General features: G+C 70.5%; 9 protein-coding genes. 7 read left to right on the top strand and 2 right to left on the bottom strand.

Annotated elements, in window-relative coordinates; genetic code table 11:
• The first annotated feature begins 32 nt into the window (after nucleotides 1-32).
• From ACIGAQ_RS30775 to ACIGAQ_RS30760, 4 genes are all read left to right on the top strand, one after another.
• Nucleotides 33-1,844: an ABC-F family ATP-binding cassette domain-containing protein gene (locus tag ACIGAQ_RS30775; RefSeq protein WP_311681640.1), complete on the top strand. Its 1,812-nt coding sequence runs from the start codon at nucleotides 33-35 to the stop codon at nucleotides 1,842-1,844.
• Between the two features lie 192 nt (nucleotides 1,845-2,036).
• Nucleotides 2,037-3,818 (top strand): PQQ-binding-like beta-propeller repeat protein, encoded by a 1,782-nt coding sequence (locus ACIGAQ_RS30770; protein WP_399788708.1) that lies wholly within the window; start codon nucleotides 2,037-2,039, stop codon nucleotides 3,816-3,818.
• 58 nt (nucleotides 3,819-3,876) lie between these two features.
• On the top strand, nucleotides 3,877-5,751 hold the full coding sequence (locus tag ACIGAQ_RS30765; RefSeq protein ID WP_399788705.1) for a PQQ-binding-like beta-propeller repeat protein: 1,875 nt from the start codon (nucleotides 3,877-3,879) through the stop codon (nucleotides 5,749-5,751).
• A 239-nt stretch (nucleotides 5,752-5,990) separates the two neighbouring features.
• A complete protein-coding gene (locus tag ACIGAQ_RS30760) occupies nucleotides 5,991-6,671 on the top strand; it encodes a response regulator transcription factor (protein ID WP_311681644.1) in 681 nt (226 codons plus the stop codon).
• 230 nt (nucleotides 6,672-6,901) lie between these two features.
• Here the strand turns inward: ACIGAQ_RS30760 and ACIGAQ_RS30755 are convergent, their stop codons facing one another.
• A complete protein-coding gene (locus ACIGAQ_RS30755) occupies nucleotides 6,902-7,219 on the bottom strand; it encodes a hypothetical protein (protein WP_311681645.1) in 318 nt (105 codons plus the stop codon).
• A 20-nt stretch (nucleotides 7,220-7,239) separates the two neighbouring features.
• Nucleotides 7,240-8,919 carry a sodium:solute symporter family protein gene (locus ACIGAQ_RS30750; protein WP_362279675.1) on the bottom strand — a complete coding sequence of 560 codons (1,680 nt, stop codon included), beginning with the start codon at nucleotides 8,917-8,919 and terminating at the stop codon, nucleotides 7,240-7,242.
• Between the two features lie 164 nt (nucleotides 8,920-9,083).
• Between ACIGAQ_RS30750 and galT the strand changes: the two genes are divergently transcribed.
• From galT to galK, 3 genes are read left to right on the top strand one after another with little or no spacing between them, the layout of a single operon-like run.
• Nucleotides 9,084-10,145: a galactose-1-phosphate uridylyltransferase gene (gene galT, locus ACIGAQ_RS30745; RefSeq protein WP_362279677.1), complete on the top strand. Its 1,062-nt coding sequence runs from the start codon at nucleotides 9,084-9,086 to the stop codon at nucleotides 10,143-10,145.
• On the top strand, nucleotides 10,142-11,104 hold the full coding sequence (gene galE / locus ACIGAQ_RS30740) for a UDP-glucose 4-epimerase GalE (protein WP_311681648.1): 963 nt from the start codon (nucleotides 10,142-10,144) through the stop codon (nucleotides 11,102-11,104). Before galT ends, galE begins: the two co-directional genes overlap by 4 nt.
• Before the next feature lie 28 nt (nucleotides 11,105-11,132).
• Entirely contained in the window at nucleotides 11,133-12,296 is a 1,164-nt protein-coding gene (gene galK, locus ACIGAQ_RS30735) for a galactokinase (protein WP_311681650.1), read from the top strand.
• Nucleotides 12,297-12,305: the final 9 nt, after the last annotated feature.

Here is a 12,305-nt window from a genome sequence, read left to right as displayed (position 1 = left end):
AGGGTCGATCCATCCCCCTCGTCAGGAGCGAAATGGCCGTCAACCTGGTCAATGTCGAGAACGTCAGCAAGGTGTACGGCACCCGTGCCCTGCTCGACGGCGTTTCCCTCGGCGTCTCCGAAGGGGACCGCATCGGCGTCGTGGGCCGCAACGGCGACGGCAAGACCACGCTGATCCGGATGCTCGCCCGGCTGGAGGACGCCGACACCGGGCGCGTCACGCACTCCGGCGGCCTGCGCATCGGTGTCCTCACCCAGCACGACTCCCTCGACCCCGAGGCCACCGTCCGCCACGAGGTCATCGGCGACATGGCCGACCACGAGTGGGCCGGCGACGCCAAGGTCAGGGACGTGCTGACCGGCCTGTTCGGCGGCCTGGACCTGCCGGGCTTCCCCAAGGGGCTCGACACGGTCATCGGCCCGCTCTCCGGCGGTGAGCGCCGCCGCATCGCGCTCGCCAAGCTGCTCATCGAGGAGCAGGACCTGCTCGTCCTGGACGAGCCCACCAACCACCTCGACGTCGAGGGCATCGCCTGGCTCGCCCGGCACCTGCAGAACCGCCGCTCGGCGCTCGTCTGCGTCACCCACGACCGCTGGTTCCTGGACCAGGTCTGCACCCGCATGTGGGACGTCCAGCGCGGCGCCGTCTACGAGTACGAGGGCGGCTACTCCGACTACGTCTTCGCCCGGGCCGAGCGCGAGCGCATCGCCGCCACCGAGGAGGTCAAGCGGCAGAACCTCGTCCGCAAGGAGCTGGCCTGGCTGCGCCGCGGCGCCCCGGCCCGTACGTCCAAGCCGCGTTTCCGCGTCGAGGCCGCCAACGAGCTCATCAAGGACGTGCCCCCGCCCCGGGACAGCAGCGAGCTGATGCGGTTCGCGTCCTCGCGGCTCGGCAAGACCGTGTTCGACCTGGAGGACGTCACGGTCCAGGCGGGCCCCAAGGTCCTGCTCAAGCACGTCACCTGGCAGCTCGGGCCCGGTGACCGGATCGGCCTGGTCGGCGTCAACGGCGCGGGCAAGACGTCCCTGCTGCGGGCCATGGCCCAGGCGGCCCGCACCGACGGGGAGGCCCAGCCCGTGGGCGGTCGCGTCCGCGTCGGCAAGACGGTCAAGCTGGCCTACCTCTCCCAGGAGGTCGCCGAACTCGACCCGAACACGCGGGTGCTGGAGGCGGTGCAGCAGGTGCGCGAGCGCGTCGACCTCGGCAAGGGCCGGGAGATGACCGCGGGGCAGCTGTGCGAGACGTTCGGCTTCTCCAAGGAGAAGCAGTGGACGCCCGTCGGCGACCTCTCCGGCGGTGAGCGCCGCAGGCTGCAACTGCTGCGCCTGCTCATGGACGAGCCCAACGTCCTCTTCCTCGACGAGCCCACCAACGACCTCGACATCGAGACGCTGACCCAGCTGGAGGACGTCCTCGACGGCTGGCCCGGCTCGATGATCGTCATCTCCCACGACCGGTTCTTCATCGAGCGCACCACCGACCGGGTCTTCGCGCTGCTCGGCGACGGCGCCCTGCGGATGCTGCCGCGCGGTATCGACGAGTACCTGGAGCGGCGGCAGCGCATGGAGGAGGCCGCGGCCGCCTCCGCCCCCGCCGCGGCGCCGCGGCAGTCGGCCGCCCCGGAGAGGAGCGCCGCCGACCAGCGCGCCGCCAAGAAGGAGTTGCAGAAGATCGAGCGTCAGCTCGACAAGGTCTCCGAGCGCGAGGCCACGCTGCACGCCCGGATCGCCGAGAACGCCACGGACTTCGCGAAGGTGGCCGAGCTGGACACCGAACTGCGGGAGCTGGCCGGTCAGCGCGAGGAGCTGGAGATGCGCTGGCTGGAACTCGCCGAGGACGCGTGAAGGGTGCGTGAAGGCGCATAACGACGGCATCACGGGCCGGTCCTCCCTTGGGAACAGGGGGTGAGACGGCCCGGTCCGCCGTCGGAACGGGGTGATAGAAAGAGCCGTCTTGGAACTTTGTGAAGCGACTCTGAGCCCGACGCGTGCCTCAGGGCGTGGCTGAAAAACTGAGTGAAACGGGGGGAGCGACTGATGACTCAGCCGCCCAGTCAGCCGCCGAACGGCGGCTTCGGAGCACCGCAGGACCCGCCGCAGGGCGGTGGCTTCGGGGCACCGACACCGCCGCCACCCCAGGGCCCGCCCCAGACCCCACCGCCCCCGCAGGGACCGCCGCAGCCCGGCTACGGCTACCCCCAGCAGCCCCCGCAGCAGCCCGGCCCCTACGGCCGGCCCGGACCGTACGCCTCCGGCCCCTACGGCCAGCCGCAGCCGGGCCCGTACGGCCAGCCGCAGCAGCCCGGCCCGTACGGCCAGCCCGGTTACGGCTACCCGCAGCAGCCGCAGTTCCCGGGCGCGCCCGGCACCCCGCCGGGCGGCGGCTCCCGCAACCCCTTCAAGGGCAAGCCGGCGATGATCATCGGTGCGGCCGTGGCCGCGCTGCTCGTCGTCGGCGGCACCGTCTGGGCGGTCACCGGCAGCGACAGCGGCAAGGGCAGGAAGAAGCCCGTCGCGCAGCAGAGCGACGATCCCAAGGGTGACGCCTCCGCCCCGGTCAACCCCGGTGACGGCGACGGCGACGGCGGCGAGGACCCGGAGAACCTCAACGAGGGCAGGCAGGCCGGCGAGGCCAAGGTGCTCTGGTACAAGGAGGCGCCCGACGCGCCCGGTTCCGGCGCCGACGCCCCCGGCATGTGGATCACCGACAAGGCGGCGGTGAAGGCGGCGTACAAGCAGCTGCTCGCCTTCAACGTCGGGGACGGCAAGCCCACCTGGGACGCCATCACCTTCCCGCAGAAGATCTGCGCGACCACCCCGCAGAAGACGGCCGACGACAAGATCGTCGTCGCGTACATGAGCGGCAGCAGCGACCGCGCCAAGTGCAACCAGCTGCAGGAGGTCGACCTCAACACCGGCGAGAAGGGCTGGACGGAGAAGGTCGCCGACGGCGCCCTGTTCGACTCCACGCTCTCGGTCGAGCTGTCCCTCACCGGCACGACGCTGATGGTGGGCCGCTCCCAGTCCGGCACCGCCTACGACGTCACCGACGGCGACAAGCTCTTCGACAAGAAGCGCTACGGCGACTCCTGCTTCCCGTCCGCGTTCGCCGGCGGCGAGAAGCTGATCGCGGTCTCCTCCTGCGGCGCGGGCACCGACAAGGAACACGACGAGGTGCAGGAGCTCGACCCGAAGACCGGCAAGGCCCGGTGGACCCAGCCGTTCGACAAGGGCTGGCGGGTCGCGCGCACCTACTCGGTCAGCCCGCTGGTCGTCTACAGCACCAACGAGGACAAGAAGGCCTGGAACATCTCCGCCTTCACCTCCGGCGGCAAGTTCCGCTCCCAGGTCGGCTTCGACGAGGACTTCGCCCCCGAGTGCGGCTGGGCCATCCTGGAGCGCGACCTCCAGGGCTGCCAGGGCGTCGCCGTCGACGGCGACACGCTCTACCTGCCGACCGAGGCCACCACGGGCGCGAACGAGATCGTCGCGGTCAACCTGGCCGACGGCAAGGAGAAGTGGCGGGTGAAGTCCCCGGTCGACGAGTCGATGCTGCCGATGAAGGTCGAGGGCGGCAAGCTCATCGCCTATGTGCAGCCGTCGTACGACGCGGGCGGCCGGATCGTCGCCATCCCGACCGGCGGCGGCAGCCACAAGCCGGCCACGCTGCTGCAGAACCCGCAGGGCGCGGCCGACATCGAGGACGGGTTCTTCTCCAAGGACATCGACTGGGTCGACGGGCGCTTCTACATCTCCACGACCCGGCTGAGCGGGAACGACGACACGAAGGAGAAGTTGATGCTCGCCTACGGCAAGTGATCCTTCCCTTCCCCGCACGCCCTTCGCCGCCCGTCCCCTTCCCCGAGGTGCTCACGTCATGACCCAGCCTCCGCCCCCGCCCCAGCAGCCCCCGCAGGGGGGCGGGTTCGGGCCGCCGCAGGACCAGCCCCAGCCCCCGCAGACCCCGCCGCCCGCCGGCGGGCCGAACCTCGGCAAGGCGCCCGAGCCGGGATACGGCTACCCGCAGGCCCCGCAGGCCCCGCAGACGCCTCCGCCGGCCGCACCGGCGACCCCGCCGCAGCCGCAGCCGGGGTACGGCTATCCGCAGGGCGCCCCGCAGCCGGCCCAGCCGCCGCAGGTCCCGCCCGGCTACGGCCACCCCGGCCAGCAGCCGGCGCCGTACGGGCAGCCCCCGACGGTGCCCTACGGACAGCCCGGGTACGGGCAGCCGGGGTACGGGCAGCAGCCCGGATACGGCTACCCGCAGGCGACCGTGCCGCTCCAGCCGCAGCCCGGACAGCCGGGCGGCGGTGGGAAGTTCAACGCCCAGGTGGCCATCATCGTCGCCGCGGTCGTGGCGATCGCCCTGATCATCGGCGGCGGCGTCTGGTACTCCTCGTCCAAGGACGACGGCAAGAAGGACGACACGGCCAGCTCCGGCGGCGCCACCGGCGGCACGACCGAGGGCAAGGGCGGCACCGCCTCCGGCGGCAAGGAGAAGGCGCCCTCCGACCCCGCCGCCAAGGTCCTGTTCCAGGTCCCGATGCCCGAGGTGAAGAACGACAGCACGGTCGTCGTCTCCGGCTCCTGGCTCACCGACAAGGCCTACGTCAAGAGCGGCATCGCCGAACTCGTCGGCTACGACCGCACCAAGGGCAGCAAGCTCTGGTCGATCCCGCTGGACGGCCCGGTCTGCCAGACCAGCCGCCACGTCACCGACGACGGCCTGACGGCGATCCTGCACCAGCCCGCGATGCCGACCAAGGCCGAGCCGTCGCACGGGTGCAGCCAGATCGCGCTCGTCGACCTCGACGCCGGCAAGACGCTGTGGACGAAGACGGTCGAGGTCGGGGGCGACCCGATCAACTTCGACAACGTCACGATCAGCGGCAAGACCATCGCGGTGGGCAGCACCCGCGGCGGCGCCGCCTACGACGTCTCCGGCAAACTGCTGTGGAGCCCGAAGCCGAGCGACTCCTGCTACGACGCCGGGTACGGCGGCGGCGAGAAGCTGGTCGCGGTGCGCAAGTGCGGCTCCTACGAGCAGCGCCAGCTGCACATCCAGACCATCGACCCGAAGTCCGGGAAGGTGATCTCGGAGTACAAGATGGCCGAGGGCATCGAGTACGCGAGCGTCGTGTCGACCAACCCGCTCGTGGTGGCCGCCGACGTCGGCGACTCCGCGGGCGACGGCAGCGGCATCTCCGACTTCTTCTCCATCGACAACAAGACCGGCAAGCTGCGCACGCGCATCTCCGCGCCGGGCGAGCAGTTCGCGGCCCGCTGCGAGGGCATCACCCGCATCGAGTACTGCAACCAGCTGGCCGTCGGCAACGACCGGCTCTACCTGCCGACCGAGGAGCACGACGGCACCGGCAAGTACAGCCAGACCAACGAGATCGTCGCCTTCGACCTCACGACCGGCAAGCAGACCGGGCAGCGGGCCGACGCCGGAGACGGCTACACGATCTCGCCGCTGCGCATGGATGGCGGCAACGTCATCGCCTACAAGCGCCCGCCGTACGACAAGGGCGGGCAGATCGTGAGCATCGACGGCGGCAGCTTCAAGCAGACGACGCTGCTGGAGAACCCCGCGACGGACCAGGTGCGGGACGTGGAGACGAGCATGTCGCCGGACTACTCCGAGTTCCTGTACGGCGACGGGCAGCTCTACATGTCCAAGGTGTACGCGAGCAAGCGGTCCGCCGGGCGGGACAAGGAGTACCTCGCTGTCGGCTTCGGAACGAGCTGATCGTCCGGTGACCGCTTCTTGATCGACTGATGGCCGGTACGGCCCCGTCCCTGCTCAGGGGCGGGGCCGTTCGCGTTTGGCCCAGTCAACCTCGAATGCGAGGAATTTCGGCGATCCGGGGCGATTCTCGCGGGTAGGGGGAGCGCAACGTCGAACAAGCGTGTAGCTTCCGGGGGCATGAAGGCGGGGGAGCCGGGGGGCTTCCATCAGGGGCACTGGGGTGACTGGGGGGTTGCTCGATGGGAGTGCGGCTCATGGTGGTCGACGACCACCGACTGCTGGCGGAGGCGCTGGCCTCGGCGCTGAAGCTGCGGGGGCACCGGGTGCTGGCCGCGGCGGCGCCGGCCGCGGGGGCGGCGGAGCTGGTGATCACGCGGGCGCCCGAGGTGTGCCTGCTGGGGACGGCCACGCCGGCCGAGCCGGGGATCTTCGACCCGGTGGTGAAGATCAAGCGGGAGCGGCCGCAGGTGGCGGTGCTGGTGCTGGGCCCGGTGCCGAATCCGCGGGGTATCGCGGCGGCGTTCGCTGCGGGGGCCTCCGGCTATGTCCGGCACGATGAGCGCATAGAGGGCGTCGAGCGGGCCATCATGAAGGCGCGGGCGGGGGAGGCGGCGGTGGCGCCGCAGCTGCTGCAGGGGGCGTTCGGCGAGCTGCTCAACCCGGCGGCGCAGCCGGACGACGAGGGACAGCGGCTGCTGTCCATGCTGACCCCGAGGGAGGTCGAGGTCCTGGTCCGCGTCGCCGACGGCGAGGACACGCGGCTGATCGCGGCGGGCATGGGCATCGCCCCGTCGACGGCCCGCACGCACGTCCAGCGCGTCCTGATGAAACTCGGCGTCGGCTCCCGCCTGGAGGCAGCGGCCCTGGCGGCCCGGACGGGGTTGCTGGACCGGGCGGGGCCGGTGCGGCGGGAGCCGTGAGCCGTCAGCCGTGCGTCCTCGCCGTCGCCTGACGGTGGGTTGCGGGTCGGGGCCGCGCCGTCCGGCGGGTGCGGGTCGTCGCCCGTTGAGCTGCGGGCGGTCGTGCCGCTGGGGCGATGGGGGTCCCCCCTGCTCGAGCGAAGCCGAGAGCTCGGGGGAGGGTGGGCGCAGCGGTACCCCGCTTCGCCGGGTTGCGCACCCACCCCGGCCTCAGCATCGACGCCGCCGGGTCACCCCACCCGCTCGTCGTCCTCCGGCTCAACCCCCGGCGGCGGCGGTGCCACCGGCCTCAGCTTCAGCCACACCAGGAAGAACACCCCCAGCGCGAGCATGCCCAGCCCCGTCCACAGGTTGATGTTCACCCCCTCGGCCTTGTCGATGTCGGCATCGGACGCCGTCAGCCCCGCGATCGTGACGATCACGCCGTACAGCACGAACAGCCCACCGATGATCCGCCGGATGTCGAACAGCCGCGCCGCGGTCGCCGACTTGCCCTGCAGCTCGGAGACCTCCCGCTGCACGTCCTTCTCGGAGTAGAACTCGGACATGTTCTGTCAGCCTCCCTGGGTCAGAACGAGAACGGGATGTAGCAGGCCGCGGCCAGGATGACCGCGCCCCAGCCGAGCAGCGCCGGCTTGCGGTACCAGGCCTCGTCCCCCGGCGCAGCCGGCTCGGTCATACCGGGCGAGGTCGTGCCGTAGACCAGCCCTTGGAGCTCCTCCGCCGGCTTCGGCGCGGTGAAGAGCGACACCGCCACCATGACGACCGCGCCCGCGACGAAGCCCGCGATCGCCGAGACGAAGTTGGCCCCCTGGTCGGAGGGGATGTCGATGATGTCCTGCTTGTAGAGGACGAAGTAGTTGACCATCGCGGCGGTGGTGCCCGCGAGCAGCCCCCAGAAGCCGGACTTCATCGACGCCCGCTTCCAGAACATGCCGATGATGAAGACCACGAACATCGGCACGTTGAAGAAGGAGAACAGCGTCTGGAGGTAGCTCATGATGTTCGAGAAGGACGACGCCAGGAACGCCGTGCCGATCGAGGCCATGACGCCGATCGCGGTGATGATCCGGCCGAAGCGCACGTAGTACTCGTCCTCGCGGTCCCGGACCACGTACTTGGCCCAGATGTCCGTCGTGAACACCGTGTTGAACGACGACACGTTGGCCGCCATGCCCGCCATGAACGCCGCGAGCAGACCGGTGACGGCGATGCCGAGCACGCCGTTGGGCAGCAGCTGTTCCATCAGGTAGGGGATCGCGTCGTTGTACTGGAGGTCGGACCCGGGCGTACCGATCTTCGGCACCAGGACGGCGGCGACCAGACCCGGGATCATCACGAGGAACACGATGAAGATCTTCGGGAAGGCGGCGATCAGCGGCGTGCGCTGGGCCGCCGAGAGGTTCTTCGCGGACAGGGCGCGCTGCACCTCGGCGAAGTTCGTCGTCCAGTAGCCGAAGGACAGGACGAAACCGAGGCCGAGGACGATGGTCAGCCAGTTCGCGCCGAGCGGGTTGTCGCTGCCGATGCCCGTGCCGCCCCAGGCGGTCATGAAGTCGCTGCCGCGGGACTCGGTGAGGGAGTCGGACAGGCCGTCCCAGCCGCCGACGCTCTTCAGGCCGAGCACGGTGATGGGGATGAGCGCGGCGAGGATCACGAAGAACTGGAGGACCTCGTTGTAGATGGCCGAGGAGAGACCGCCGAGGGTGATGTAGGCGAGGACGAAGAAGCCGGCGACCACGATCGCCACCCATTCGGGCCAGCCCAGCAGCGCCTCGACGACGATGGCCAGGGCGTAGAGGTTGACGCCGGCGATGAGGATGGCGGCGAAGGCGAAGAGGACCGAGCTGAGCAGGTGCGCGGCCTTGTCGAAGCGCAGCAGCAGGAACTCGGGGACCGAGCGGACCTTGGAGCCGTAGTAGAAGGGCATCATGACCAGGCCCAGGAAGACCATGGCCGGGATGGCGCCGATCCAGTACCAGTGCGTCGTGTAGACGCCGTACTGGGCGCTGTTGGCGGCCATGCCCAGGATCTCGGTCGCGCCCAGGTTGGCGGCGATGAACGCCAGACCGGTGACCCAGGCGGGCAGGGAGCGGCCGGAGAGGAAGAAGTCGAGACTCGTCTTCACCGAACGTCTGGCGGCGAAACCGATGCCGAGGACGACGACGAAGTAGATCCCGAGGAGGGTGTAGTCGAGCCAGTTGGTGGGGAGCCGTAGCTCGGCTGCCAGAAATGTGGGGGTTTGCATGAGCCCTCGCTTTGTCGCGCGAACCGATACCTCGCGGAATCTACGTGTCCGCGTTCAGCAATTGAACACGTCGGGTGATGCTCTTTGTTGGATTGTGATGTTGACGATTGAGAGGGGCGGTGTTTTGATATGTTCGGTTATGTTTGAAGGATGAGGAGTCCGGCGTGAAGAAGACCTCGACCCGGCTGGCCGACGGTCGCGAGCTCATCTACTACGACCTGCGTGACGACACCGTGCGCGGTGCGGCCGACCGCCGCCCCCTGGACCGCACCGTCACCACGTCCGAGATCCGCCGCGACCCCCTGCTCGGCGACAGTGTCGCCATCGCCTCCCACCGCCAGGGCCGCACCTACCACCCCCCGGCCGACGAGTGCCCCCTGTGCCCCTCCGCGGGCGACCGGCTCAGCGAGATCCCCGACTCCTCGTACGACGTCGTGGTCTTCGAGAACCGCTTCCCCTCGCTCGCCGGCGACTCCGGCCGCTGCGAGGTCGTCTGCTTCACCTCCGACCACGACGCGTCCTTCGCCGCTCTCTCCGAGGAGCAGGCGGGCCTGGTGCTGGACGCGTGGACGGACCGTACGTCGGAGCTGTCCCATCTCTCCTCCGTCGAGCAGGTGTTCTGCTTCGAGAACCGGGGAGCCGAGATCGGTGTGACGCTCCAGCATCCGCACGGGCAGATCTACGCCTACCCCTTCACCACCCCGCGCACCGCCCTGATGCTCCGCTCGGTCGCCGCCCACAAGGAGATGACGGGCGGGGAGAACCTCTTCGACGCGGTCCTGGAGCGCGAACTCGCCGACGAGCGGGTCGTCCTGGAGGGTGACCACTGGGTGGCGTTCGTGCCCTACGCGGCGCACTGGCCCTACGAGGTCCACCTCTACCCCAAGCGCCGTGTGCCCGACCTGCTGGGCCTGGACGACGCCGCGCGCACAGAGTTCCCCAAGGTCTATCTGGAACTCTTGAGGCGCTTCGACCGGATCTTCGGTGAGAACGAGCCTCCGACGCCCTACATCGCGGCCTGGCACCAGGCCCCGTTCGGCGCGCTGGAGGAGTTCGACGGCGTCGTGCGCGAGGACTTCGCGCTCCACCTCGAGCTTTTCACCATCCGCCGCACTTCCGGCAAGCTGAAGTTTCTCGCGGGTTCCGAGTCCGGCATGAACGTGTTCATCAACGACGTGCCGCCGGAGCGCGCGGCCGAGCGACTGCGAGAGGTAGCGAGTTCATGAGCGGGAAGTACCTGGTGACGGGCGGCGCGGGATACGTCGGCAGTGTGGTCGCCCAGCACCTGCTGGAGGCCGGTCACGAGGTCGTCGTCCTCGACAACCTCTCCACCGGCTTCCGTGAGGGCGTCCCGGCCGGTGCCTCCTTCGTCGAGGGCGACATCCGCGACGCGGCCAAGTGGCTGGACTCCTCCTTCGACGGCGTCCTGCACTTCGCGGCGTCCTCGCAGGTCGGCGAGTCGGTCGTGAAGCCGGAGAAGTACTGGGACAACAACGTCGGCGGCACGATGGCCCTGCTGGCCGCGATGCGCGAGACGGGCGTCCGCAAACTGGTCTTCTCCTCCACGGCGGCCACCTACGGCGAGCCGGAGCAGGTCCCGATCGTCGAGACGGCCCCGACGAAGCCCACCAACCCCTACGGCGCCTCGAAGCTCGCAGTCGACCACATGATCACCGGCGAGGCGGCGGCGCACGGCCTGGGCGCGGTCTCCCTGCGCTACTTCAACGTCGCCGGGGCCTACGGCGCGTACGGCGAGCGCCACGACCCCGAGTCCCACCTGATCCCGCTGGTCCTCCAGGTCGCCCAGGGCCGGCGCGACGCGATCTCCGTCTACGGCGACGACTACCCGACGCCGGACGGCACCTGCGTACGCGACTACATCCACGTCGCCGACCTGGCCGAGGCCCACCTGCTGGCCCTGAAGGCCGCCGCGCCCGGCGAGCACCTGATCTGCAACCTCGGCAACGGCAACGGCTTCTCCGTCCGCGAGGTCATCGAGACGGTCCGCCGCGTGACCGGCCATCCGATCCCCGAGGTCGTGGCCCCGCGCCGGGGCGGCGACCCGGCGGTCCTGGTGGCGTCGGCCGCCACGGCCCGCGAGAAGCTGGGCTGGAACCCGTCCCGCGCGGATCTCGCGGGAATCGTCGCGGACGCGTGGGACTTCGCGCAGCGGCGCGGCAACTAGTACATACGGAAGGGTCAGGGGTCAGGGCATGAGCGAGGTTGTGGCGCAGACGGTCGCCTCCCGGTTCAGCGAGCTGTACGGCGCCGAGCCGGACGGGGTATGGGCGGCACCGGGCCGTGTCAACCTCATCGGCGAGCACACCGACTACAACGACGGCTTCGTCATGCCGTTCGCCCTGCCGCACCAGGCGGTGGCGGCGGTCTCGCGCCGCGAGGACGGCGTCCTGCGCCTGCACTCGGCGGACGTCGAGGGCGGTGTGGCCGAACTCCGCCTCGACGACCTCGCGCCCGAGTCGGACAAGGACTGGACGGCGTACCCGGCGGGCGTGGTCTGGGCGCTGCGCGAGGCCGGCCACGCGGTGACCGGCGCGGACGTCCACCTGGCCTCCACCGTCCCCTCGGGCGCGGGCCTGTCGTCCTCGGCGGCCCTGGAGGTCGTGGTCGCCCTGGCCCTGAACGACCTGTTCTCCCTCGGCCTGCGCGGCTGGCAGCTGGCCCGCCTGTGCCAGCGCGCGGAGAACGTCTACGTCGGCGCCCCCGTCGGCATCATGGACCAGACGGCGTCGGCGTGCTGCGAGGCCGGCCACGCGCTGTTCCTCGACACCCGCGACCTCTCCCAGCGGCAGATCCCCTTCGACCTGGCGGCCGAGGGCATGCGCCTGCTGGTGGTCGACACGCAGGTCAAGCACTCGCATAGCGAGGGCGAGTACGGCAAGCGCCGCGCGGGCTGCGAGAAGGGCGCGGCCCTGCTCGGCGTGGACGCGCTGCGCGACATCCCCTACGGCGAACTGGACGAGGCCCTGGCCCGCCTCGGCGACGAGGAGGAGGTCCGCCGCCTGGTCCGCCACGTCGTCACGGAGGACGAACGCGTCGAACGGGTCGTCTCCCTCCTCGAATCCGGCGAGACCCGCGCGATCGGCCCGGTCCTCGTCGAGGGCCACGCCTCCCTGCGCGACGACTTCCGCATCTCCTGCCCGGAGCTTGACCTGGTCGTCGACACGGCCCTGACGGCCGGCGCCCTGGGCGCCCGCATGACCGGCGGCGGCTTCGGCGGCTCGGCGATCGTCCTGGCGGAGGAGGCGGACGTGGACGCGATCACCAAGGCGGTGACGGAGGCCTTCGCCGCGGCGGACTTCACCGCCCCCCGCGTCTTCGAAGCGGTCCCCTCCCCGGGAGCCCGCCGCCTCCACTGACCCACCCGC

The organism is Streptomyces sp. NPDC085932 (assembly GCF_044540525.1).
GTDB classification, from domain to species: domain Bacteria; phylum Actinomycetota; class Actinomycetes; order Streptomycetales; family Streptomycetaceae; genus Streptomyces; species Streptomyces levis.
The sequence above is the reverse complement of the archived record's forward strand: the minus strand, read 5'-3'. Positions and strand labels throughout refer to the sequence as shown.

What these genes read in the sequence shown, in the direction of transcription:
- ACIGAQ_RS30750 (WP_362279675.1), bottom strand. Translation starts at nt 8,919, where the DNA reads ATGCAAACCCCCACATTTCTGGCAGCCGAGCTACGGCTCCCCACCAAC.
- ACIGAQ_RS30760 (WP_311681644.1), top strand. Translation starts at nt 5,991, where the DNA reads ATGGGAGTGCGGCTCATGGTGGTCGACGACCACCGACTGCTGGCGGAG.
- galE (WP_311681648.1), top strand. Translation starts at nt 10,142, where the DNA reads ATGAGCGGGAAGTACCTGGTGACGGGCGGCGCGGGATACGTCGGCAGT.
- ACIGAQ_RS30770 (WP_399788708.1), top strand. Translation starts at nt 2,037, where the DNA reads ATGACTCAGCCGCCCAGTCAGCCGCCGAACGGCGGCTTCGGAGCACCG.
- ACIGAQ_RS30775 (WP_311681640.1), top strand. Translation starts at nt 33, where the DNA reads ATGGCCGTCAACCTGGTCAATGTCGAGAACGTCAGCAAGGTGTACGGC.
- galK (WP_311681650.1), top strand. Translation starts at nt 11,133, where the DNA reads ATGAGCGAGGTTGTGGCGCAGACGGTCGCCTCCCGGTTCAGCGAGCTG.
- ACIGAQ_RS30765 (WP_399788705.1), top strand. Translation starts at nt 3,877, where the DNA reads ATGACCCAGCCTCCGCCCCCGCCCCAGCAGCCCCCGCAGGGGGGCGGG.
- ACIGAQ_RS30755 (WP_311681645.1), bottom strand. Translation starts at nt 7,219, where the DNA reads ATGTCCGAGTTCTACTCCGAGAAGGACGTGCAGCGGGAGGTCTCCGAG.